The organism is Ruegeria sp. AD11(2025) (genome assembly GCF_056542405.1).
Genome location: NZ_JBQFZU010000004.1, coordinates 157687 through 179023 on the forward strand (window position 1 = coordinate 157687; position 21337 = coordinate 179023).

26 protein-coding genes and 1 other RNA gene are annotated in these 21337 nt (G+C 56.9%); 14 read left to right on the forward strand and 13 right to left on the reverse strand.

What is annotated here, in order from left to right:
* Positions 1 to 2: 2 nt before the first annotated feature.
* The 6 genes from ACR1XY_RS05885 to fumC all read right to left on the reverse strand — a co-directional run bounded on the left by ACR1XY_RS05885 (position 3) and on the right by fumC (position 3371).
* On the reverse strand, positions 3 to 605 hold the full coding sequence (locus tag ACR1XY_RS05885; protein WP_480590854.1) for a DNA-3-methyladenine glycosylase I: 603 nt from the start codon (positions 603 to 605) through the stop codon (positions 3 to 5).
* A gap of 7 nt (positions 606 to 612) precedes the next feature.
* Positions 613 to 900: a YciI family protein gene (locus ACR1XY_RS05890; RefSeq protein WP_480590856.1), complete on the reverse strand. Its 288-nt coding sequence runs from the start codon at positions 898 to 900 to the stop codon at positions 613 to 615.
* A gap of 12 nt (positions 901 to 912) precedes the next feature.
* Positions 913 to 1494, reverse strand: coding sequence for a TetR/AcrR family transcriptional regulator (locus ACR1XY_RS05895; protein ID WP_480590858.1), 582 nt, complete (start codon positions 1492 to 1494; stop codon positions 913 to 915).
* Between the two features lie 82 nt (positions 1495 to 1576).
* The gene (locus tag ACR1XY_RS05900) at positions 1577 to 1804 is read right to left on the reverse strand and encodes a ribbon-helix-helix domain-containing protein (RefSeq protein ID WP_480590860.1); all 228 of its coding nucleotides are present in this window, start codon (positions 1802 to 1804) and stop codon (positions 1577 to 1579) included.
* Positions 1801 to 1977: a DUF4169 family protein gene (locus ACR1XY_RS05905; RefSeq protein WP_480590862.1), complete on the reverse strand. Its 177-nt coding sequence runs from the start codon at positions 1975 to 1977 to the stop codon at positions 1801 to 1803. Before ACR1XY_RS05905 ends, ACR1XY_RS05900 begins: the two co-directional genes overlap by 4 nt.
* A complete protein-coding gene (gene fumC, locus ACR1XY_RS05910; RefSeq protein ID WP_480590864.1) occupies positions 1974 to 3371 on the reverse strand; it encodes a class II fumarate hydratase in 1398 nt (465 codons plus the stop codon). Before fumC ends, ACR1XY_RS05905 begins: the two co-directional genes overlap by 4 nt.
* Positions 3372 to 3602: 231 nt before the next feature.
* Here fumC and ACR1XY_RS05915 point away from each other — a divergent pair, with 231 nt between their 5' ends.
* On the forward strand, positions 3603 to 4130 hold the full coding sequence (locus tag ACR1XY_RS05915) for a hypothetical protein (RefSeq protein WP_480591089.1): 528 nt from the start codon (positions 3603 to 3605) through the stop codon (positions 4128 to 4130).
* Between the two features lie 14 nt (positions 4131 to 4144).
* Here the strand turns inward: ACR1XY_RS05915 and ACR1XY_RS05920 are convergent, their stop codons facing one another.
* The 7 genes from ACR1XY_RS05920 to ACR1XY_RS05950 form a co-directional block, all read right to left on the reverse strand.
* Positions 4145 to 4603, reverse strand: a complete 459-nt coding sequence (locus ACR1XY_RS05920; RefSeq protein ID WP_480590866.1) for an SspB family protein — start codon at positions 4601 to 4603, stop codon at positions 4145 to 4147.
* A gap of 76 nt (positions 4604 to 4679) precedes the next feature.
* Positions 4680 to 5933, reverse strand: a complete 1254-nt coding sequence (gene chrA / locus ACR1XY_RS05925) for a chromate efflux transporter (RefSeq protein ID WP_480590868.1) — start codon at positions 5931 to 5933, stop codon at positions 4680 to 4682.
* Complete coding sequence (locus ACR1XY_RS05930; RefSeq protein WP_480590870.1) at positions 5930 to 6745, reverse strand: chromate resistance protein ChrB domain-containing protein; 816 nt, start codon at positions 6743 to 6745, stop codon at positions 5930 to 5932. Before ACR1XY_RS05930 ends, chrA begins: the two co-directional genes overlap by 4 nt.
* 128 nt (positions 6746 to 6873) lie before the next feature.
* Positions 6874 to 7305: an ester cyclase gene (locus tag ACR1XY_RS05935; protein ID WP_480590871.1), complete on the reverse strand. Its 432-nt coding sequence runs from the start codon at positions 7303 to 7305 to the stop codon at positions 6874 to 6876.
* Positions 7306 to 7405: 100 nt separating this feature from the next.
* Positions 7406 to 7778: a transfer-messenger RNA gene (gene ssrA, locus ACR1XY_RS05940) on the reverse strand.
* Positions 7779 to 7814: 36 nt separating this feature from the next.
* Entirely contained in the window at positions 7815 to 8177 is a 363-nt protein-coding gene (locus ACR1XY_RS05945) for a DUF4345 family protein (protein ID WP_480590872.1), read from the reverse strand.
* Positions 8178 to 8187: 10 nt separating this feature from the next.
* On the reverse strand, positions 8188 to 8919 hold the full coding sequence (locus ACR1XY_RS05950) for a FadR/GntR family transcriptional regulator (RefSeq protein WP_480590874.1): 732 nt from the start codon (positions 8917 to 8919) through the stop codon (positions 8188 to 8190).
* 59 nt (positions 8920 to 8978) lie between these two features.
* On the opposite strand from ACR1XY_RS05950, the gene ACR1XY_RS05955 reads away from it, so the two are divergent.
* The 13 genes from ACR1XY_RS05955 (at position 8979) to ACR1XY_RS06015 (ending at position 21310) form a co-directional block, all read left to right on the forward strand.
* On the forward strand, positions 8979 to 9797 hold the full coding sequence (locus ACR1XY_RS05955; RefSeq protein ID WP_480590876.1) for a DUF2182 domain-containing protein: 819 nt from the start codon (positions 8979 to 8981) through the stop codon (positions 9795 to 9797).
* A gap of 4 nt (positions 9798 to 9801) precedes the next feature.
* A complete protein-coding gene (locus tag ACR1XY_RS05960) occupies positions 9802 to 10506 on the forward strand; it encodes a DUF1326 domain-containing protein (protein ID WP_170324851.1) in 705 nt (234 codons plus the stop codon).
* Positions 10503 to 11012 (forward strand): DinB family protein, encoded by a 510-nt coding sequence (locus ACR1XY_RS05965; RefSeq protein ID WP_480590878.1) that lies wholly within the window; start codon positions 10503 to 10505, stop codon positions 11010 to 11012. Before ACR1XY_RS05960 ends, ACR1XY_RS05965 begins: the two co-directional genes overlap by 4 nt.
* Positions 11013 to 12116: a dimethylsulfoniopropionate demethylase gene (locus ACR1XY_RS05970; RefSeq protein WP_480590880.1), complete on the forward strand. Its 1104-nt coding sequence runs from the start codon at positions 11013 to 11015 to the stop codon at positions 12114 to 12116.
* 100 nt (positions 12117 to 12216) lie between these two features.
* A complete protein-coding gene (gene acuI, locus ACR1XY_RS05975; RefSeq protein WP_480590881.1) occupies positions 12217 to 13212 on the forward strand; it encodes an acryloyl-CoA reductase in 996 nt (331 codons plus the stop codon).
* Between the two features lie 187 nt (positions 13213 to 13399).
* Positions 13400 to 13963 (forward strand): ribosome recycling factor, encoded by a 564-nt coding sequence (gene frr / locus ACR1XY_RS05980; protein WP_480590883.1) that lies wholly within the window; start codon positions 13400 to 13402, stop codon positions 13961 to 13963.
* A gap of 9 nt (positions 13964 to 13972) precedes the next feature.
* On the forward strand, positions 13973 to 14704 hold the full coding sequence (locus ACR1XY_RS05985; RefSeq protein WP_480590885.1) for an isoprenyl transferase: 732 nt from the start codon (positions 13973 to 13975) through the stop codon (positions 14702 to 14704).
* Positions 14701 to 15483 carry a phosphatidate cytidylyltransferase gene (locus ACR1XY_RS05990; protein WP_480590887.1) on the forward strand — a complete coding sequence of 261 codons (783 nt, stop codon included), beginning with the start codon at positions 14701 to 14703 and terminating at the stop codon, positions 15481 to 15483. The genes ACR1XY_RS05985 and ACR1XY_RS05990 overlap by 4 nt, the downstream gene beginning before the upstream one ends.
* On the forward strand, positions 15483 to 16655 hold the full coding sequence (dxr, locus tag ACR1XY_RS05995) for a 1-deoxy-D-xylulose-5-phosphate reductoisomerase (protein WP_480590889.1): 1173 nt from the start codon (positions 15483 to 15485) through the stop codon (positions 16653 to 16655). The genes ACR1XY_RS05990 and dxr overlap by 1 nt, the downstream gene beginning before the upstream one ends.
* A 4-nt stretch (positions 16656 to 16659) precedes the next feature.
* On the forward strand, positions 16660 to 18012 hold the full coding sequence (gene rseP, locus ACR1XY_RS06000) for an RIP metalloprotease RseP (protein ID WP_480590891.1): 1353 nt from the start codon (positions 16660 to 16662) through the stop codon (positions 18010 to 18012).
* Positions 18013 to 18101: 89 nt separating this feature from the next.
* Positions 18102 to 18230 carry a hypothetical protein gene (locus ACR1XY_RS06005; protein ID WP_480590893.1) on the forward strand — a complete coding sequence of 43 codons (129 nt, stop codon included), beginning with the start codon at positions 18102 to 18104 and terminating at the stop codon, positions 18228 to 18230.
* Positions 18231 to 18358: 128 nt separating this feature from the next.
* The gene (gene bamA, locus ACR1XY_RS06010; protein ID WP_480590895.1) at positions 18359 to 20719 is read left to right on the forward strand and encodes an outer membrane protein assembly factor BamA; all 2361 of its coding nucleotides are present in this window, start codon (positions 18359 to 18361) and stop codon (positions 20717 to 20719) included.
* 24 nt (positions 20720 to 20743) lie between these two features.
* Positions 20744 to 21310 (forward strand): OmpH/Skp family outer membrane protein, encoded by a 567-nt coding sequence (locus ACR1XY_RS06015; protein ID WP_480590897.1) that lies wholly within the window; start codon positions 20744 to 20746, stop codon positions 21308 to 21310.
* The last annotated feature ends 27 nt before the right edge of the window (positions 21311 to 21337 follow it).

The following is a 21337-nucleotide window of genomic DNA, read 5'->3' on the forward strand; positions in this document are numbered from 1 at the left end:
CGCTATTCCGGCTTGGTGAATTCGCGGCGCATCTGCGCCGCTTTTTCACGCATGGAACACCCAATGGCGTGGTCGTTCACCAACCCCATGGCCTGCATGAAGGCAAATACCGTTGTCGGCCCGACAAACTTCCAACCGCGTTTCTTCAAGTCCTTCGACATCGCGATTGATTCCGCCGAGGTCGATGCGGTTTGTGGATCGGGCGGGTTGTCTGCCTCGTATCGCCAGACATAAGCGGCAAGCGATCCTTCCGTCGCTACAAGCTCTTGCGCGCGGCGCGCGTTATTGATGACAGCCTCGATTTTTCCGCGATGTCGAATGATGCCCGCGTCCTGTAACAGGCGTTCAACATCAGCTTCACCAAACGCAGCTACAGCATAGAAATCGAATTGGTTAAACGCTTTGCGAAAGTTTTCGCGTTTTGCCAGGATCGTGCGCCAACTGAGGCCCGATTGAAAGCTCTCCAGACACAGTTTTTCGAACAGGCGTCGGTCATCTGCTACCGGGTAGCCCCATTCAGTGTCGTGGTATTGAAAGAACTCGGGGGCTGCCTGACACCACGCGCAGCGCGGTTGCCCGTCCGGACCGGAAACGATTTTGGACATGGAAACCTCAGTTCAAAAGAAAGTTCAGGCGGTTGTCTGCGCGGGCCGGTTCCATCTCAAGAATTTCGGCCGTCACCACATTGGCAACAACAAAAGGATCCTGATTGACGAAATTGGAAACCTCATCTTGACTGTTCCCAACGGCCAAAACGCCACCACCTATGCCAGGTTTCAAACTCCCTGCGAGCAGGAACATACCCGTGTCGAATCCCTGCTTCAGCCAGGCGCGGTGTCCATCCATATATTCAGGGGCAAGATTTTTGTTCTCGGAAAAACGCAATAATATTATATACATGAGAAGCCCTATTCAGGTTGCATCAATTTGAGGTAGTAGATCGTTCAACCAGATATTCAGCTGCCGAACCTCACGGTCTAAGAAGGCTTCGTCTTGATAAGCCTGTGCGAGGGACGAGATTCCCTGGGTTTGTGCCAACAAACGCATAGCCAGTTCCGGCGCATCTTCCGAAAGGCCGGCCATAGAAAACTGTCGTTCCAGCCAGTCTCGAAACAGGTCGAACAACAGGTTGGCGTCGTCTTGCGCAGCATGTTCTAGCTTGGACAACTCGGTACACAGTGTTCCGACCGGACAGCCATAACGCACTATCTTTGCGCGGTTCATGATCATAATTCCGATAAACTGTCGGATGCGCTGTTTCGGATCCGGGAAGTCCTGCTTCCAATCGTCCAGCATCTGTTTTGTCCTGCTTAACCGCAGGTCTATCACAGCCTTGAGAATTTGATCCTTTGTCTTGAAATGATAATAAAAATTTCCGCGAGAGATGCGGACCGCCTTGGCGATTTCGGCAAATGACGTCTGTGCGAAACCGTTTTGATAAAACAGTTCATCCGCGACCTGAACAATTTGCTCGCTGGTACTGCGATCTGGCATTTAACGGCACTCTCCCGCTCTAGGACACTTGTCCTAAAGTGATGTTAGGACAAGTGTCCTAGAGCGTCAACTCAATTCGAATCTACGAAGATGAGGCGTCACGATAGCAATTGAGGATGTAAACCCGTATGGCCGAAGCCAATCCCACCTCAGGGTCTCGTTCAACGTCAATCTCAGCTGCCAAGGCGTTAATTGCAATACCTTTAGACTTGGCGATGTTGCGAAAGGCATGCCAGAATTCGTCCTCAAGGGACACTGAGGTTCGATGACCTTTCAGAGTTAATGATCGTTTGACCGGGCGACCGCTCATTCTTCCAACTCTCGATCATCCAACTCGCGGCGCTGTTTTTCCCGCTCGAACTTGGCCTTGGTCTTTTCGACCTTGCTGCGGCCGAATTCGACAGAGTTCCGATCAGCACGGGCCTTTTTTTCGGCCCGCGCTTTTTCTTTTCGATACCGGTTCAGATTGACCGGTTTGCTCATTTGTCTTTCGGGCCGATCATATGTTCGGGGCGGACAACGGCGTCAAAGGTCTCTTCATCGACAAAGCCCAGCGCGATGGCCTCTTCCTTGAGGGTCGTGCCGTTCTTGTGCGCCGTCTTGGCGACAGTGGTGGCGTTGTCATAGCCGATGGTCGGTGCCAGAGCGGTCACCAGCATCAGCGATTCCTTCATCAGCTTGTCGATGCGCGGCTCATTGGCCTTTATGCCCAGCAGCATCCGCTCGGTAAAGCTGTCGGTGGCGTCGCCCAGCAGCTGGATGGACTGCAGCAGGTTGTAAGACATCATCGGGTTGTACACGTTCAACTGGAAGTGCCCCTGCGATCCGGCAAACTTCATCGCCGCGTCGTTACCCATCACATGAGCAGCGACTTGCGTCAGCGCTTCGGCCTGCGTTGGATTCACCTTGCCGGGCATGATCGACGAGCCGGGTTCGTTTTCCGGCAGGATCAGCTCACCCAGACCCGAGCGGGGGCCCGAGCCCAGCAAGCGGATGTCGTTGGCGATCTTGTAGCAAGAGCCCGCGACGGTCGCCAATGCGCCCGACAGGAAGACCATGGCGTCATGGGCTGCCAGAGCTTCGAACTTGTTCGGTGCGGTTACGAAGGGCAGGCCGGTGATGTCTGCCATGTTCTTGGCCACGGCCGCATCCCAGCCGTTGTGGGTGTTCAGACCGGTGCCAACGGCCGTACCGCCCTGAGCCAGTTCGTAAATTCCGGGCATCGAGGCGTGAACGCGGGCAATACCCTGACGGATCTGGTGCGCGTAGCCACCGAATTCCTGCTCCAGCGTCAGTGGCGTTGCGTCCTGCGTGTGCGTGCGACCAATCTTGATGATGCCTGCGAACTCTTTCGCTTTGGCTTCCAGCGCTGTGGCGAATTTCTCAAGGCCCGGTAGCAGCACGTCACGAACGCTCATCGCGGTAGCGATGTGCATGGCAGTTGGGAAAGTGTCGTTCGAAGATTGACCCATGTTGCAGTGGTCGTTCGGGTGCACCGGGTCTTTTGATCCGATCACGCCACCCAGGATTTCAATCGCGCGGTTGGCGATGACCTCGTTCGAGTTCATGTTGGATTGGGTGCCCGAACCGGTCTGCCAGACGACCAGAGGGAAGTTGTCGTCAAACTTGCCTTCGATCACCTCACCAGCGGCTTGAATGACGGCATCCGCAATTCTCGCATCCAGTTTGCCGATAGCCTTGTTCTCTATTGCGCAGGCTTTCTTGATCACGCCCAGCGCGCGCACGATGGCAACGGGCTGCTTTTCCCAGCCAATGGGGAAATTCATGATCGAACGCTGTGTCTGGGCACCCCAATACTTGTCGGCAGGGACTTCCAACGGGCCAAAGCTGTCGGATTCGGTGCGGGTCTGAGACATCGGTCACTCCGTAGTGTATGCAGTCGCATGCCGTTTACCCGTAACAATGTCATCGTGCAATCGGCCAGTTGCGCGCACCATAAACTCAAGGGGGCCAGAGGTATAGCCGGAAGGGATTAGTAAATTCGGTCGGAAACACATTGTGTGCGCTATCGGGTCAGCTACAATAGGTGGATCAACTTGTTGGAGGCTAAGGTGGGCACATTGGTTCGAACTTATCCCCTGAAAATCATGGCCTTTTTATTGGGCATCTTGATTTCGTCCGCTTTAACTGGACTGAAAGCCCACGCGGCGGATATTGCCCCCTTTGTGGGCAGTTACGTAGGGTCTGCAAATGTCGTGGATGAAGACGGAAGCGAAACGCCCCGCGACATGAGCGTGTCGATTGAAGAGTTGAAAAACGGCTTCAATGTCAGTTGGACGACCACAACCTATAAGGCGGACGGTCGGGTAAAAGATCAGAAATTTTCAATAGATTTCAAGCAGTCGGACAGGTCCGACGTGTATTCTGCCGCCATGAAGCGCAACGTGTTCGGGCATGAGGTTCCGCTGGACCCGATGCAGGGCGAACCGTTTGTCTGGGGGCGGATCGAAGGTGACACCCTGACTGTGTTCTCGCTGTTTATCGGCGAGACGGGGAATTATGAGCTCCAGCAGTTCGACCGCACTCTGGCAGAGGGCGGTCTGGACCTGTCGTTTTCGCGGTTCCGGAATGGGGTAAAATCGCGATCGGTCGAAACGTTTCTGAAAAAGCAGTAGCGCCCGCCAGGTAGTTACTTGCGGAAACTGTCCAGCGAGACCACTTCGGCATCGTGGTGATCGGCTTCTTCTTCTACCTCGATCGATTCTTCGACGACGGGTTCGATTTCATCCTCATCCTCGGGGCTTTCAAAGCGCAACCCGAATTCAACCGAAGGGTCGACGAAGGTTTTAATCGACGCATAGGGGATATACAGCGGTTCCGGCGCATCGCCAAAATTCAGTGTGATCGAAAATCCGTCCTCACCGACCTCAAGGTTCTCGAACCAGTGTTGCATAACGATGGTCATTTCCTCTGGGTACCGCTCACGCAGCCAGTCGGCCAGTTTGACGTCCTCCTGGCGGGTGTCGAATGTGATGAAGAAATGATGCGCCCCGGGCAGGCCATTATCGGAAACGCTGGTCAGAACGGTCTTGATGAGCCCGCGCATGGCGGTGTGCATCAGGTTCCCATAGTCGATGTCTTGCGACATGTGTCATCCTCGAAAGTGGTTACCCTCAGCATAGGGGATTTCATCGGAAACGAAAGACCGCCTGTGTGAGGATTGTTTAAACGAAATGCAGTCCCGTTCCTATCGCTGCCATAATCGCCAATGTTGTTGCCATTCCAAATTTGAACTTAAAAATCAATAGCCCAGCGAGCAACGTCAGGACCATGGCGACTGGGTTTAGGCTGGTTAGATTGGGCCAGGGCAGTGTCACCGGTCCCCATGATGCTTCGGGGATTTCCTGAAACAGAACGTTCAGGCTGAACCACAGGGACAGGTTGAGAATCACACCCACAACAGCCGCAGTAATCCCGTGCAGGGCGGCGGACAATCTGGGACGGGCGGCCAGTTGGTCCAGATAAGGGGCCGCAAGAAAAATCCATAGAAAACAGGGAACAAATGTGGCCCATAGGGCAACGGCTCCGGCTGCGATCGCCAGGGATGCACCACCGCTCATCTGTCCGGTCAGCATGGCGACGAACTGGGTTACCAGAATCAGCGGTCCCGGAGTCGTCTCAGCCAGTCCCAGCGCGTCGATCATCTGGTCCGTGCTGACCCAGTGGTATTTGTCCACGACGGTCTGGGTCATATAGGCCAGTACGGCGTAAGCTCCGCCAAAGGTGACAACGGCGAGGCGGGCGAAGAACCAGCCCAGATCGCTCAGAAGTTTTTGCCCCGTTAAGGTCAGTGCCAGCAGCGGGCCCAGCCACATCGCCAGCCAGAAGGCGGCAGTTTGGAACGTACCGGTGACTTTGGGGGCAGGGGGAAGGTCGTCCGCCCGTGCCTGACCGTCAAAAGTTACGTATCCCCAAATCGCTGCGGCCAGAATGATCAGCGGAAAGGGCAGGTTCAGCGCGAAGATGGCGAGGAAACCAAGCCCTGCGATGGCGCGGTGCTGTGTATCCGTCAGCGCCTTGCGCGACAGGTTCCGAAGCGCCTGCAGGACGATCACGATTACCGTGGCTTTCACCCCCAGAAACCCGGCCTGAACCAAAGGCAAATCACCGAAGGCGGCGTACAGACCGACCAGAATTGCGATGACGCAGGCTCCGGGCAGCACGAACAAGGCCCCGGCGATCAAACCGCCGTTTACTCCGCGCAAACGCCAGCCTGCATAGGTTGCCAGCTGCATTGCCTCGGGACCCGGCAGCAACATGCACAGCGACAAGGCTCGCAGATAGGTCTGCTCGTCCAGCCAGGGGCGTCTTTCGACCAGTTCCTGGTGCATAAGCGAAATCTGTGCTGCCGGGCCTCCGAAGGAAAGCAGGCCGATGCGGCTGAACACCCGGATGAGCTCCGCAATTGATGGCGTCATGATCTGCGATCCGTCGGCCAGTCGTGATGTTCGTCAAAACCGTCCCTTGCCCAACGATACAGGGCGTCATAAAGGTGCAGGCCCGCCTCTAGGTTCTGATGGTCGTCCCGGTATTGCCGCGACAGGCCCACCGATATCGCCAGCAAGCCGGCGGCCTCAGGCGCCAAATCATGACGGTTGGTGTCCGCAGCGCGGATCACCGTGGCCAGCCGGTCGAGGGCAGGGGTGTGCAACTGAAACTCGTCCAGCATGGTGTCAAAGGTGCAGCGGTCGTTTCGATGGGACCAGAACGCTTCCTCGATATCGAACGGTGTCGCATCGAAGGCTTGAGCGGTTGCTTCGACCTCGGACGGGGCTACGAACAGGAACTGCGCGTTGCAGTCCACGAAGCGGCGGATCAGCCACGGGCACGCGATCCGGTCGATTTTTGGCCGGTAGCGTGTTACCCAGACAGATCGCCCATCTTCCGTCGTTGGTAAAGCTGAGGCCGGTATCCGTGGGGTCTTCGCCATGTCGCGCCAACCATACATTCCGCCTTCCAGAAATTCGGCCTCACATCCTTTGCTACGCAGCCAGGACACGACGCCTTGGCTAAGCTTCTTGCCCTTTTGGCAAATGATGACGGCGTTACGATTGCCAATTCGGCGGGCAATGCCGTCGATATCCATGGCCGAATGGCGAACGGCACCGGGGATAAGATAGGGGTCGGCCTCAAAATCCGGGTCCAAGCAAATATCGATCAAGACCGGTGCCTGCGGTGTTCCGATCAGGCGTAGCAACTGTTTTGGAGTGATTGAACTGGGCGCGGGCATAGCATGTCTCCTGATGCAAACGGATACATGCGAAACTTGGGCTGGCGCCTCACGGGGCGTTCGCAATCTTACCCCATGGCCATTGCTTACGACCAAGCGCCTTAGGGGTCAAGATTGCGCTGCTGGTGTCAGGCCCAATCCAACCTTTGTCCGGTCATGCAGACAGGCAGGGTGTCTTGCGGAAACTGCCCGAGTTGTTCGAACAGAGAGATAAAGTCAAACTGGTTATAAGCCTCGACCATGCAGCCATCATTGATCCGGGCGATAACACTGCCGGTTGCCTGTAACGGAGCCCCATTATCTGCGCGGGTGGTGCTGACGTGAAGGATCGCGGAGACCCAATCACCGTCTTCGATAATCTTCGGAAGATCGACCTTGATATCCCCCAGCACATGCCGAAAGGCCATGACCAGATCGCGAAAATCATCCGCGCCGACCTGCATTTCTGGGATCAGCCCCTCGGCCATGGTGTCGGGGGCAAAGAACTGGTCGATGGCATCTGTGTTCCCGTTTTCCCAAACCTCGGCATACCAGTTTCTGAGTATATCTGCGTGTGACATCCCAGCTCTCCTTTTCCTGTTTGGCTGAGAATGAAGCGAAAGGATGAAGAAACCCTGAACGTGAACAAGATCACAGATAAACCGCAGACAAAAAGGGGGAAATGCAGGTTTCTGTTGCCAGGTACCTGCGAACCCCGCCTTACGCGGCTAGGCGCAAGGGCTTAAGTTTCGGTCTTGTTACTGCTTACGCAGCAACTGCAACCGGAGCACGATTGTCGTTTGCAATTGTACTGTTTTCGCCGGTAACGGTGGCAGACAGCCGAGACAAAGCTAACCCCTTTAGACGTTCGTCGATCCTGTTTCGGCCCCCCGATTCTGAAAGAGTTCCTCAAACGAAGGATACTTCCAGAAGGTATATGGTGGAGCCGCCGGGTACCGCCCCCGGGTCCGATCCGCTTATTACGAGCGCGTTTATGTCCATAGTCCCGAAGGACATATCCTATATAGGTGAGCACACGCGCGGATGCAAACCGGGAAATTTCGGGAATGGTTAGCGTGAAAACAAACGATTAGGCGGATCTGTTAAAGTTTGCCAGAATCAACCACAACGCCAAGGCCAGTTCGATTCCCCCGAATGTCACCGCCTTGACCACAGGTGGGTTGTCCAGAATGACTGAAACGAACCGACCCAGTGCTGCACCTGCGTAGACAACCCCAAGCATGGCATAACCCATCGGATTGTTCAGCGACAGCACGACTGCACCGGTCACAACGAACAGCCCACCGACCGAGGCGCGCATCTCGCTTAGCCCCATGTTGCTGTCGGTTGGTGTCAGATCCAGCGATGCGGCGGTAAATGCCGGGGCGAGGAAGCCGAACAAACCAAAGCCAATCGTTAGAAGAGCAGCAATCACGTTCAGCGTTGTAACCATTATACCTCCGTCATGCTGGCTTACGGTGTTGCTGTGCTACATCCCGCGCCAGTTTACGCGTGTAGTTTTCCAACTCGATCAGCGCTGCGTCTGCTTTTACTGCATCGCGCGCTTCCAGTGCGTCGGCGATGCGATTGTGCAGGTCAATGATCTCTTGGCGGGATCGGGCCGTAAAGGTGATCATGTTCATCAGCGGCTGCATCGCCTCAACGGCACCGGCTAGTTGATAGGACAGAACCGGGTTCCCGGCCGCATCGACCAGTGCACGGTGAAAGGCGACATCCGAAGAACAGAACGCTTCATCCGTCAGGCCGGGTTGTGACTGACGGAAAATCTCGGTCCGCATGGTGGCGAGTTGATCGGCAGTGCGGCGTTGGGCAGAGAGCGGGGCGCAGGCACGTTCCAGCGCAAAGCGAGCCTCGCATGCAGTGTCGAAACTGATCGCATTCATCGACAGCAGTAAGGTCGAAGTTGTGATTTGCTGCGAATAGGCGTCCTCAAAGCTGATCCGGTTCACAAAAGCGCCACCGCTGGCTCCGCGCTGGGTTCGGATAAGTGATTGCGCCGCAAGGCGTTTGAGGGCCTCGCGCACTGTAGGGCGCGAAACCTGGAACTGATCGGACAATTCAGCCTCGGATGGCAACCTTTCGTCCACGATCAGTTCGCCCGATATAATAGCGTCGCGTATGGCCTGAGCGATCTGCGCGGATAAATCTGAAGGTTTTTGAGGTACGATTTTCATGTTCCTGGGATCGCCGGCGAAATTTTATTTGTCTGACATTTAAAAGTCTGACATTTGAAATGCAAGGACTGAGTCGGGAGGGAAACGTGAGTCGCGCAGTTCTACGCAGCGGATTGTGGCTGGGATTCTACATTCTGATCCTGTGGGCTTGGTGGGTAATGTTCACCATGAGCCGCGACATGGATCTGGATTGGATCGGCAGGCCCGGTCCTATGGGTCAGGCTATGGCCGCCATGGATCCCCGTATGGACATGTATATGCCCATGGCCGAATTCGGCCCGCTGTTCTGGATGTGGGCGATCATGATGGCTGCGATGATGCTGCCGACATTGGTGCCGACCCTGCGCAGCTACGACGACCTTATCCGCAGCGCCAATGGCACCCGAGCAGGTTGGGTCGGTGTGCTGGCTGGGTATTTCATCGTCTGGGTGGGTTTTGCCGCTTTGATCACCAGTGTTCAACTGGGTCTGCTTTTCGGCGGCTTCGTCGATATGCTGGGCATCGCCAAGTCCGCTTTGTTTGCAGGCGGGCTGATGATCTTGGTCGGAGCTTTTCAGTTCACCCGCGCGAAAGAGGTTTGTCACGGCGTATGTCACGCTCCTATGACCTATTTCCTGGGCCACTGGAAAACCGGGTTTACGGGCGGTCTGCGTATGGGGCTTGCGCTTGGCGCGTTCTGCGTTGGGTGCTGCTGGGGCTTTATGGCGCTTGGGTTTGTTGGTGGTGTCATGAGCTTGCTCTGGATGGGCCTCGCGACACTGTTCATGGTTTTGGAGAAACTGCCTCAAATCGGGCACGCGGTGACGCGGCCAATGGGGTTTGCACTGATCACAGGGGGGGTTGCCCTGCTGGTCTATCCCTTTGCTTACGGAGGATAAGTATATGGCTAAAAACAGGAAACCTGAGGCCGACAGGCTGCCAATCAGCCAACGCATTGACAGCCGTATGCCCAACCCCAAACGGCGCGAAATGAGCCCGACGGACTGGGCCATCAAGGGTGAACTGATCCTGAACTGCTCGTGCGATGTGTTCTGTCCCTGCGTTGTGTCTCTGGGCGCGCACCCTCCGACTGAAGGGCATTGCCACGCCTGGATGGGGGTCATCATCGACGAAGGCCATTACGAGGGCGAGGATCTGTCGGGCCTGAACGTGGGTCTGCTTGTCGACATTCCGGGCCGCATGGGAGAGGGCCAGTGGAAAGTCGCGGCCTATGTGGACGAACGCGCCAGCGGAAAGGCTTATAACGGGTTGCTGCAGATTTTCAGCGGCCAGGCAGGTGGCACAACCGGTCTATTCACCATGCTGGTGAGTGAAATCATCGGGGCCGAGCGGGCTCCGGTCCAGATCGAGCGTGACGGCAATAAGCGTCGAATCGTGATTGGCCGCAAGATTCAGGGTGAGATTGAGATGTTGGCTGGCAAGGACCCTGAGCATCCGGTGATGGTATCGAACTCGAAATACTGGATGGGTCCCGACATCATCGTGGCACGCGGCACCAAGTCCAAGGTGCGCGACTATGGCCGTGTTTGGGATTTCGGTGGCAAGTCTGCGGAGATCTGCCCGATCGACTGGCACGGTCCAAAATGATGATCACAGGCGCCTATGCACAGGAAATGGCGCGGTACAACCGATGGCAAAACAAGCAGTTATTGGGGTTTCTGCAATCACTCGCGCCCGAAGAACTGACTAAGGAACGCGGTGCATTCTTCGGCTCGATCATGGGAACGGCCAACCATTTGCTGTGGGGCAATTGGATTTGGGTGTCCCGTTTTGACAAAGGCGCAGGTCCGGGAGGCGGTATACCTGATAGCGTTTCGCTATGTGCCGATCTGGTTGATTGGTTGCCTCTGTGTGAAACAGTGGATGCCCGTATCGCTGAATGGGCGGGATCGTTGGTAGATGCGCCATTGACCGGTGATTTCACCTGGTTCTCGGCCGCAAAAGAAGCTGATGTTACATTGCCTTACGCGCAATGTGTGATCCACATGTTCAACCACCAGACCCACCATCGTGGACAGTTGCACCAGATGCTGACCGAAACCGGATCAGCCGCGCCTGTCAGTGATCTGGTCTTTATGCCGAAGGAGGCCTGAATGCCGCAGATTTCCATGTCACGCCGGTTGCGGCGGACACCGTTCTCTGACGGGGTCGAGGCCGCCGGGGTCAAGGGATACACGGTTTATAACCGAATGCTGTTGCCGACGGTTTTTGAAAGCGTCGAGGCGGATTACCGTCACCTGAAGTCCCATGTACAGGTTTGGGATGTGTCTTGCGAAAGGCAGGTCGAGTTGCGTGGTCCGGATGCCGCCAGGCTAATGCAAATGCTGACGCCGCGCGATCTGCGGGGGATGCTGCCGGGGCAATGCTTTTACATACCCATCGTCGATGAAACCGGTGGGATGCTGAACGATCCGGTCGCGGTGAAACTGTCTGATGATCGCTGGTGGATTTCCATCGCCGACAGTGACCTCTTGCTGTGGGTCAAAGGCATCGCCAACGGGTATAGACTGGATGTTCTGGTGGACGAGCCGGACGTGTCGCCGCTAGCGGTACAGGGGCCGAAGGCGGATGACCTGATGTCACGCGTCTTTGGCGATCGGGTGCGCGATATCCGGTTCTTCAAGTTCGACATGTTCGAATTCGAGGGCCGCGATCTGGCGGTGGCGCGATCAGGGTATTCCAAACAGGGCGGGTTTGAGATTTACGTTGAGGGTTCCGACATCGGGATGCCGCTGTGGAACGCTCTGTTTGCTGCAGGCGAGGACCTGCAGGTGCGTGCGGGCTGTCCCAACCTGATTGAGCGGATCGAGGGCGGGTTGTTGTCTTATGGCAATGACATGACCGACGATAACACACCGCATGAGTGCGGTTTGGGTAAGTTCTGCAACACGCATACGGCTATTGGGTGCATCGGGCGCGATGCCTTGCTGCGTGTGGCCAAGGAAGGCCCGGTACAGCAGATTCGTCCGATTGCCATCGAAGGCGATGTCGTGCCGCCCTGTGACCGTCCGTGGCCGGTAGTTGCCGGTGGAAAACGGGTGGGGCAGGTGACCTCGGCAGCTTGGTCTCCGGACTTTTCGATCAACGTGTCGATTGGAATGCTGCGGTTGAGCCATTGGGACGCCGGAACAGTTGTTGAGGTCGAAACGCCTGACGGTATGCGCCGCGCAACAGTGCAGGAGCGGTTCTGGATTTGATTGCGGTAGGGGGCGCTGCCCCGTCGCTGTGCGACGCCCTCGGGAATTTTTAGCCAGGTGAAGATTGCGATCTGGCCATGAAAAAACGAAAGGAAATAAGATGTTCAACGCATTGGTCATGGAGAAGGATGAAGAAAGCGGACTGGCCAGCCCGTCGGTGAAACAGCTTTCGCTTGAGGATCTGCCTAAGGGTGAGGTCACGGTGGCTGTCGAGTACTCGACGGTGAATTACAAGGATGGATTGTGCACGTCCGCCAAGGGTGGCGGCTTGGTGCGCTCTTACCCGCACGTGCCGGGGATAGATTATGCCGGCACGGTCGAGGCGTCCTCGGACGATCGCTATAAGCCCGGAGACAAGGTGGTTCTGACCGGCTGGCGCGTGGGTGAGGCTCATTGGGGTGGCTATTCGCAAAAGGCGAATGCCCGGGCCGATTGGCTGGTTCCTTTGCCTGAAGGGTTGGATGCGCGGCAGGCGATGGCCGTGGGCACGGCCGGTTTTACGGCGATGCTGGCGGTCATGGCGCTGGAAGATCACGGCATGACAACCGACCACGGTCCTGTTCTGGTGACTGGGGCAGCGGGTGGCGTGGGCTCGGTGGCAACTGCCATTCTGGCCAATCTGGGTTATGAGGTTGCGGCCGTCACCGGGCGCCCTGAAACGGGTGACTACCTGAAGTCTCTGGGGGCCAGCACCATCGTGCCGCGTGAGGAATTGAACGAGACCACCAAACGCCCGCTGGAAAGCGAAACCTGGGCCGGTTGCGTCGATGCGGTTGGTGGCGAGATGCTGGCGCGTGTGCTGGGACAAATGAAATACGGCGCGTCGGTTGCGGCCGTGGGTCTGGCCGGAGGTGCGGCTCTGCCTGCAACGGTGATTCCGTTCCTGCTGCGCGGGGTCAATCTATTGGGCATCGACAGCGTGATGCAGCCTTATGAAAACCGCGTACGCGCCTGGCAGCGCATCGCAACGGACCTACCCATGGACAAGCTGGAAGCGATGGTTCACCCTGCAACCCTAAGTGATCTTCCGCAATTGGGAGCCGATATCCTGAAAGGTCAGGTTCAGGGTCGCGTCGTTGTCGACGTAAACGCCTGATCGACAGGGCTTGCACCCGGACCGGTTGCCCTGAGCGCAGATCGGTCCGGGTGTCATTGAAACTCCCAGAAAATGCCGGAAACACCTCTGGTCATTGGCGCAATTCCGCATCATCATTGCTATACATCCCAACTGCGATGGCTTATGAGCCATGCAAACAGCACCTGAAGACGGGGGAGTGAGCAGCATGTCTGATGATTTCGAACTGGATACTGATGATCTGAAACGGCGCATGGAAGGCGCCATGTCCAACCTCAGAACCGAATTTGCCTCGCTTCGGACTGGTCGGGCGTCAGCCTCTATGCTGGAACCGGTTATGGTCGATGCTTATGGCTCGATGACACCGATCAATCAGGTTGGAACGGTCAACGTGCCCGAGCCGCGTATGGTTACGGTCAATGTCTGGGACAAGGGTTTGGTCGGCAAAGTCGAAAAGGCCATTCGTGAAAGCGGACTGGGAATCAACCCTCAGCTGAACGGAACTATCATCATGCTGCCGATTCCGGAGCTGAACGAAGAGCGTCGCCGCGAGCTGGGTAAGGTCGCCGGCCAATACGCCGAGCACGCGCGGGTTTCGATCCGCAACGTTCGCCGTGACGGAATGGATCAGGTCAAGAAGGCCAAGGCAGACGGCATGTCCGAGGACGATCAGAAGTTTTGGGAAACTGAAGTTCAGGATCTGACTGACGAGATGATCAAATCTGTAGATGCCGCGCTTGAGACCAAGCAGGCAGAGATCATGCAGGTCTGAGACCGGGATATGCTCAACGCCCCACATACTGAGCCAGCGAACGGGCCGCGCCATGTCGCTATTATCATGGACGGAAACGGTCGCTGGGCGCAGGCGCGTGGTCGGCCGAGGCTGTTCGGCCACCACGCCGGGGCGCGACGTGTACGCGAAGTGGTCGAGGCCTGCCCGGGGCTTGGGATCAAATACCTGACAGTTTTTGCCTTTTCGACAGAGAACTGGAAGCGCACGCAGGCGGAGGTCGCTGGGCTAATGAGCCTTTTTCGGCGCTATATCATCAAGGAAACCCGAACCCTGAAAAAAAACGGGATTCGGGTACGCTTTATCGGGGACCGGGTGCGGCTCGATAAGAAGCTGACCGAGTTGATGGATACGCTGGAAGAGGAAACCAAAGAAAACGACCTGGTTCATCTTACTGTTGCCCTGAATTACGGCGGGCGGGATGAGGTAGCGCGCGCCACCAAACGTCTGGCGCGGGACGTGGCCGAAGGGCGTCTTCTCCCAGAAAATGTGGATGAGGAAACGCTGCCCAAGTATCTGGATACGCACGTTCTTCCTGATCCGGACCTGGTCATCCGAACCAGCGGAGAGGCGCGGATTTCAAACTTTCTGCTCTGGCAGTCGGCCTATTCCGAATATGAATTCATTGACACCCTGTGGCCAGATTTCACTGCGGCTGAGTTAGAGCACTTGTGCCGTAATTTCGGTTCCCGTGAACGTCGTTTCGGGGCAGTTCCGGCATGAGTGACGGCCGATGGTCTGACCTGACCGCCCGGGTTCTATCGGCTGTTGTGCTGGTCCTTGTAGGCTCGGTCGAGGTCTGGCTGGGCGGGCTATGGTTCGAAACCTTCATCGCGATAGCCTGTGGTCTTATGATTTGGGAACTGGTGCGGATGATTGACCCGGACAAAACCGGGGCGGCCTTGCAGCTTGGTATTCTGACCGGGGTTGCAGTTCTGCTCAGCTATCATCTGCCGCCGCTTTACAAATTGCCGATCTTGATTGCTCCGGCCCTTGTTGGGGCCGGGCAGATCAGCCGATCCAAAACGACCTATGCGCTGTTTGCGATCTGGATTGCAGCGGCTGGGCTAGGCTTCATCTCGATCCGCGAGAACATGGGGTTTGGCTGGATGGTGTGGCTAATCTCGGTGGTGGTCGCAACGGATGTGGCCGGGTATTTTGTTGGCAAAACATTAGGTGGCCCGAAATTCTGGCCCAAGGTCAGCCCCAAGAAGACATGGTCGGGGACCGCTGGCGGATGGGCTGCGGCGGCCATTGTTGGCACAATTTTCGCGATCCATGCTGGCTTCGGTATCATGTTCGTGGCGATCTCGGTGCTTGCCTCGATGGCCAGTCAGGCCGGGGACATCGTCGAAAGTGCAACCAAGCGGAAGTTTGGGGTTAAAGACAGCTCAAACCTGATCCCGGGCCACGGCGGCTTTCTGGATCGGTTCGACGGCATGATGGGCGCGGCCCTGTTTGTTCTGATCGCGGGCCTGATCTATTCCCCCGGGGGCATGTAATGCGCAAAGTTTCGATTTTTGGTGCAACCGGCTCGATCGGGCAGAACACCATTGATCTGATCGACCGGGATCCGTCGGCCTATGACGTTGTGGCGCTGACCGGCGGGACGAATATCGAAAAACTGGCCGAAGATGCACGTCGCCTGAAGGCCGACGTGGCCGTGACCGCGCATGAAGATCGGCTTGAGGATTTGCGTGTCGCACTGTCCGGAAGCGGTGTCGAGGCCGCGGCGGGGCAGGCGGCCTTGACCGAGGCTGCGGCGCGGCCAGCCGATTGGGTTATGTCCGCTATTGTCGGAGCCGCTGGGTTGCCGCCGGGGCTTGAGGCGCTGAAACAGGGCGCGACGCTGGCACTTGCCAACAAGGAAACACTGGTTTGCGCCGGGGCGCTGGTACTGGAAACAGCGCGGGATCACAATGCGCGCCTCCTGCCGGTAGACAGTGAACATTCGGCGGTGTTCCAGGCTCTGGTCGGCGAAGATATGGACGCTGTAGAGCGGATCATCATCACCGCCAGTGGGGGTGCCTTCCGCGATTGGCCGCTGAGCGATCTGGCCAGCGCTACGGTTGAACAGGCCTCGAACCATCCGAACTGGAACATGGGACAGCGGATCACCATCGACAGTGCATCGATGTTCAATAAAGCGTTGGAGCTGATTGAAACCAAAGAGTTCTTCGGCGTCTCGCCGGATCAGATCGAAGTGCTTGTTCATCCTGAATCCATCGTGCACTCGCTGGTCGGATTTAATGACGGGGCTGTCATGGCCCATATGGGCGCGCCTGACATGCGGCACGCGATTGGGTACGCGTTGCACTGGCCGGACCGACGCGATCTGCCGGTTGAACGCCTTAACCTTGCCAAACTGGGTCAATTGCGGTTTCAGGAGCCGAACGAGGCACGTTATCCGGCCTTGCGTCTGGCCCGCAATGTGATGCAGCGGGGCGGCCTGTCCGGCGCCGTTTTCAACGCCGCCAAAGAGCGCGCCTTGGATCACTTTATCGCGCGTCGTGTCGGCTTTCTTGAAATGGCTGATATTGTCGAGGCGGTTCTGAACAGGTTTGAGGCGTCAGACGGCCTTCTTGATGCCCAATTAGACCTTGATAACGTGCTGCAAACGAACCATTTGGCACGTAAGTGGGCCGACGAGGCCGCCATCCAGTCTGCAGGATAAAAACTTGGACCTAATCTCTCTGATCCCTCAATTCGGCAACCTGCTGTATACCATCTTCGCCTTTGTGATTGCGCTGTCCGTCATCGTCGCGGTGCATGAATACGGCCATTATATAGTGGGGCGGTGGTCCGGCATCCATGCCGAGGTGTTCTCGATCGGGTTTGGTCCGGTGCTGTGGAGCCGCGTCGACAAACGCGGCACCCGATGGCAGATCGCCGCGCTGCCATTTGGCGGTTATGTCAAGTTTCTGGGCGATGCCAACGCCGCGTCTGGCAAGGACGAACAGGCGATGATGGAAATCATCGAGCAAAGCCCCGAAGAGTTGCGCCGCACTATGCATGGCGCGCCATTGTGGGCGCGTGCGGCCACGGTTGCAGCGGGTCCTGCGTTCAACTTTGTGATGTCCATTCTGGTGTTCGGCTTGATATTCTTTTCTCAGGGCGTGACCCGCGAACCCTTGACCGTTGGCAAGCTGTATTCTCTGCCGGGTACGGAACAGCAGCTGCGGGACGGGGATGAGATCGTTGCCGTCGCGGGCGTTCCTGTGCCTAATTTCGATCAGCAGGGGGCCTGGTCCGATTTCACCGACGCTTTGCCGGTTGAGCCCGAGCTGGATTACACAGTGATCCGCGACGGGCAAACGATGGATGTGTCCGGCCCCTGGCTGTTCCCGCCGCTGATCCAGCAGGTTGCCCCGCGCAGCGCAGCTATGGATATCGACCTTAAATCCGGCGATGTGATCACGGCGATCAACGGAGAACCGGTTTTCGCCTTCGAACAGCTCAAGGAGCATGTGGAAGGCTCGGACGGTAAGGTTCTACTGCTGGATGTCTGGCGCGACGGGGCCGAACTTGAGTTCGCGCTGGCCCCACGCCGCACCGATGAGCCAAAGCCCGAAGGTGGATTTGTGACCCATTGGCGCATCGGGATTGTTGGTGGGATGGCCCTGGAACCGGCGACCGAACCAGCGGGCCTGGTAGCCTCCCTGTCCGGTGGCGTGCGGCAGACTTGGCGCATCATCGACGGATCGTTGTCGGGCGTCTGGCACATGATCACCGGGGCGATCAGTACTTGTAACATGTCCGGTCCCATCGGTATTGCCGAAACCTCGGGCGCAATGGCCAGTCAGGGTGCGCAGAACTTCATATTCTTTATTGCGGTTCTTTCGACTGCCGTTGGATTGCTGAACCTGTTCCCCATTCCAGCGTTGGATGGTGGCCATCTGATTTTCTACGCCTATGAGGCCGTGGCGGGTAAACCACCCAGCGACGCCGTGCTACGGGTTCTGATGGGGGTCGGCGTGTCACTGATCCTTGGGTTGATGGTCTTTTCAGTGACGAACGATTTGTTCTGCTGATTGTGGCGCGCGTTGCATGAAGATGCCGCAATTCCGCCCCATTTCGGGCGTAAGTTCTGCTGCGAAAGGTAAATGTGTCAGAGGTTGTAATGTCAAAGGCTCTGCGTAAATCAGCCGAAAGTGTTGGATACCTGTTCGTGTTGAACTGGGACATGCTGCTGTTTTTCGGCGCGACCGCTGTTGCGATGGGCGGCTGGGCTTACCTGATAACGATGTGATTCTCAGCACCAGTCGTGAAAACCACTTGAGGCGGCCCTTTCGGCCGCTTTGTTTTTTGGTCTTTTGACAAGGATAAATATTCTCGCTACTCAGCATTAAAGTCCAAAAATATTGGGTAGTGAAAAAAATGACTGATAGGCGAGGCGCGGGCACATCCTGCGGGGGGCAGAAGCCGGAAAACAAGATTTTGTGGCGGTCACTAACGTATATTTTCCTTCTGGCATTGATAGGTTTTGTGCCATTTCCGCAGGTTGCGTGGGCGCAAAACTTTGTCATCAATTCATTCGATGTCGAAGGTAACCGGCGCATCGAAACGTCGACGATTATCGCGCGCACAGGCATCGAACCGGGGCAGTCCGTAACTGCCGGCGAGCTGAACGATGCCTATCAGCGTTTGCTTGACAGTGGTGTTTTTGAGACAGTCGAACTAACCCCGCGCGGCAGTACGCTGCTGATTGAAGTCGAGGAATATCCGACGATCAACCAGATCAGCATCGAGGGCAACCAGCGCGTCAAGGATGAAGTGCTGCTAGAAGCGATCACCTCGCAGTCCCGGCGGGTCTTCACGCCTCAGGTCGCGGAAACCGATGCGGATCTGATCGCCGAGATCTACTCGTCGCAGGGGCGTGTATCCGCCACGGTCATTCCGCGCATCATCCGCCGCAGCGACAACCGGGTCGATCTGGTTTTCGAAGTCGCCGAAGGTACCACGATCGAAGTTGAGCGCGTCAGTTTTGTCGGCAACCGCGCCTATTCCGATCGTCGTCTGCGCCGGGTTCTGGAAACCAAGCAGGCCAACATTCTGCGGACATTCCTCAGCGGTGATACTTTCATCGCCGACCGGATCGAGTTTGATAAACAGGTCATTCGGGATTTCTACCTGTCCCGCGGCTATGTGGATTTCCGCATCAACAGCGCGAATGTTGAGTTCACCCGTGAACGGGACGCCTTTTTCCTGGTGATGAACATCACGGAAGGGCAGAAATTCTCGTTTGGACAAATCAGCACGGTCAGCGAGATCCCGGGTGTGGACCCCGCTCCGTACCAGGCTGCGCTCAAGATCAAACCGGGTGTGACATATACTCCGTCTCTGGTTGAAAACTCGATCGCCCGGATGGAGCGTCTGGGGATTAAGCAGGGTGTAGATTTCCTGCGGGTCGAACCCCGCGTGACCCGCAACGCGCGGGATCTGACGCTGGATGTTCAGTTCGTACTGACCCGCGGACCGCGCATTTTCGTTGAACGGATCGACATCGAGGGCAACACCACAACGCTGGACCGTGTGATCCGTCGTCAGTTCGATACGGTTGAGGGCGACCCCTTCAACCCGCGTGAAATCCGCCAAGCTGCCGAGCGTATTCGCGCGCTGGGTTTCTTTGCGGTTGCAGATGTGGAGCCGCGTGAAGGGTCTTCGCCCAGCCAGGTGATTGTGGACGTTGACGTAGAAGAGCAACCGACCGGCTCTCTGAGCCTGGGTGGTAGCTACTCGGTTTCCGATGGTTTCGGGGTCGCGATCGGACTGCGAGAAACCAACTTTCTGGGACGTGGACAAACGGTTGGTCTGACCCTGTCGACTGCACAGGATTCGGAGCAATACACGCTGGACTTCACCGAACCCTATCTATTAGGGCGCAAACTGCGCTTCGATGTGGGGCTAGGCCTTTCGACGACCAACTCGAGCTTTGCCAGCTATGACACTGAAACGTTGTTCTTCCGGCCTCAGCTGAGCTACGCCATTGGTGAGTTGTCCGCGCTTCGGTTGCGTTATGGCTGGGAAAACAGCGAGATGACTCAGCAGGATGATGAGGTCAACGGCGCGGTCATTTCCTCGGAAATCGATCAGGGTGAGCGCACGACCAGTTCTTTGGGATTGTCCTATGTATATGACAGCCGCCTCGGCGGCCTGAACCCGAATGCAGGCGTGCTGTTCGAAGCCGGTGTCGATGCGGCCGGGCTGGGTGGTGACAATGAGTTCTACAAAACCACCGCCCGCGGCATCGCTCAGACCCGTGTCTGGAACGAGGAAGTCGTTTTGCGCGCATCCGTCGAAGTAGGTGCGCTGCACTGGCGCGGCGATGACTTTAGCCGGACCCTCGACCGCTTTGTTCTGGGACCCAGCATCTTCCGCGGCTTCGAGCCCGCAGGTATCGGTCCGCGCGATCTATCTAACGGACAGGATGATGCGATCGGGGGCAACTACTACTGGGTTGCGCGTCTGGAATCAGACTTCCCGCTGGGTCTGCCCGAGGAACTGGGTCTACGGGGTGGTGTGTTCTATGACTTCGGTAACCTCTACAACCTCAATGACGTGAACACTGCAGGCGCGGACATCGTTGGCGAAGATGGCTCGATCCGTCACGTGATCGGTGTGTCGGTTCTGTGGGAAACGCCCTTCGGTCCGCTGCGCTTTAACTTCTCGAAAGCGTTGAAGAAAGAGGACTTCGACAAAGAGCAGAACTTTGACCTGACTGTTCAGGCCCGGTTCTGATCCTCAATGTTGAAACATGTATTCATGAAACCGCAGGGCCCTTTTCGGGCCCTGTGTGTTTTTCTAACTATTGCCTTTGCAGCCCCGGTCGTGGCGCAGCAACTGGGGGTGCCGCAAAGCAGCGTTGTGACTCTGTCCAGCGAACGGTTGTTTTCCGACTCGGCCTTTGGGCAGCGAATCCTGCGCGAGATCGAGACCGAAGGTATCCTGCTGGGAGAAGAAAACGAGCGGATCGTGGCCGAGCTGAGCCGGGAAGAAAGGCTGTTGACCGAACAGCGCGCGACCATGACCGCGGATGAATTCCGCCCGTTGGCTGATGCATTTGACGAAAAGGTTCAGTCTCACCGGGAAGGGCAACGCGCCAAGCTGGACGCATTGGCACGCCGTAGCGAAGAAGCCCGGCAAAGGTTCTTTGAGTTGGTGCAACCGGTTTTGATTGATCTGCTGCGAGAATCTGGCGCGTCGATCATCATTGAACGGTCCAGTGTCTTTCTCAGCTCGGACCGCACTGACATCACCGATGCGGCCATTACGCGGATCGACACGGTGATAGGCGACGGCAGCACTATCGAAAACGAGGCCAGCGAATAGGTTTGCTTGCCCTTGCGGCGCTGTATT

Bases quoted from the DNA above. Each gene is read 5' to 3' on its own strand.
- ACR1XY_RS05985 (WP_480590885.1), top strand. From the start codon at position 13,973: ATGCTCAACGCCCCACATACTGAGCCAGCGAACGGGCCGCGCCATGTC.
- ACR1XY_RS06005 (WP_480590893.1), top strand. From the start codon at position 18,102: ATGTCAAAGGCTCTGCGTAAATCAGCCGAAAGTGTTGGATACCTGTTC.
- ACR1XY_RS05900 (WP_480590860.1), bottom strand. From the start codon at position 1,804: ATGAGCGGTCGCCCGGTCAAACGATCATTAACTCTGAAAGGTCATCGA.
- ACR1XY_RS05990 (WP_480590887.1), top strand. From the start codon at position 14,701: ATGAGTGACGGCCGATGGTCTGACCTGACCGCCCGGGTTCTATCGGCT.
- ACR1XY_RS05970 (WP_480590880.1), top strand. From the start codon at position 11,013: ATGCCGCAGATTTCCATGTCACGCCGGTTGCGGCGGACACCGTTCTCT.
- ACR1XY_RS05930 (WP_480590870.1), bottom strand. From the start codon at position 6,745: ATGCCCGCGCCCAGTTCAATCACTCCAAAACAGTTGCTACGCCTGATC.
- ACR1XY_RS05915 (WP_480591089.1), top strand. From the start codon at position 3,603: ATGGCCTTTTTATTGGGCATCTTGATTTCGTCCGCTTTAACTGGACTG.
- bamA (WP_480590895.1), top strand. From the start codon at position 18,359: ATGACTGATAGGCGAGGCGCGGGCACATCCTGCGGGGGGCAGAAGCCG.
- chrA (WP_480590868.1), bottom strand. From the start codon at position 5,933: ATGACGCCATCAATTGCGGAGCTCATCCGGGTGTTCAGCCGCATCGGC.
- ACR1XY_RS05955 (WP_480590876.1), top strand. From the start codon at position 8,979: ATGCAAGGACTGAGTCGGGAGGGAAACGTGAGTCGCGCAGTTCTACGC.
- ACR1XY_RS05895 (WP_480590858.1), bottom strand. From the start codon at position 1,494: ATGCCAGATCGCAGTACCAGCGAGCAAATTGTTCAGGTCGCGGATGAA.
- ACR1XY_RS05920 (WP_480590866.1), bottom strand. From the start codon at position 4,603: ATGTCGCAAGACATCGACTATGGGAACCTGATGCACACCGCCATGCGC.
- ACR1XY_RS05965 (WP_480590878.1), top strand. From the start codon at position 10,503: ATGATGATCACAGGCGCCTATGCACAGGAAATGGCGCGGTACAACCGA.
- ACR1XY_RS05950 (WP_480590874.1), bottom strand. From the start codon at position 8,919: ATGAAAATCGTACCTCAAAAACCTTCAGATTTATCCGCGCAGATCGCT.
- dxr (WP_480590889.1), top strand. From the start codon at position 15,483: ATGCGCAAAGTTTCGATTTTTGGTGCAACCGGCTCGATCGGGCAGAAC.
- fumC (WP_480590864.1), bottom strand. From the start codon at position 3,371: ATGTCTCAGACCCGCACCGAATCCGACAGCTTTGGCCCGTTGGAAGTC.
- ACR1XY_RS05945 (WP_480590872.1), bottom strand. From the start codon at position 8,177: ATGGTTACAACGCTGAACGTGATTGCTGCTCTTCTAACGATTGGCTTT.
- acuI (WP_480590881.1), top strand. From the start codon at position 12,217: ATGTTCAACGCATTGGTCATGGAGAAGGATGAAGAAAGCGGACTGGCC.
- ACR1XY_RS05960 (WP_170324851.1), top strand. From the start codon at position 9,802: ATGGCTAAAAACAGGAAACCTGAGGCCGACAGGCTGCCAATCAGCCAA.
- ACR1XY_RS05935 (WP_480590871.1), bottom strand. From the start codon at position 7,305: ATGTCACACGCAGATATACTCAGAAACTGGTATGCCGAGGTTTGGGAA.
- frr (WP_480590883.1), top strand. From the start codon at position 13,400: ATGTCTGATGATTTCGAACTGGATACTGATGATCTGAAACGGCGCATG.
- ACR1XY_RS05890 (WP_480590856.1), bottom strand. From the start codon at position 900: ATGTATATAATATTATTGCGTTTTTCCGAGAACAAAAATCTTGCCCCT.
- ACR1XY_RS05885 (WP_480590854.1), bottom strand. From the start codon at position 605: ATGTCCAAAATCGTTTCCGGTCCGGACGGGCAACCGCGCTGCGCGTGG.
- ACR1XY_RS05905 (WP_480590862.1), bottom strand. From the start codon at position 1,977: ATGAGCAAACCGGTCAATCTGAACCGGTATCGAAAAGAAAAAGCGCGG.
- ACR1XY_RS06015 (WP_480590897.1), top strand. From the start codon at position 20,744: ATGAAACCGCAGGGCCCTTTTCGGGCCCTGTGTGTTTTTCTAACTATT.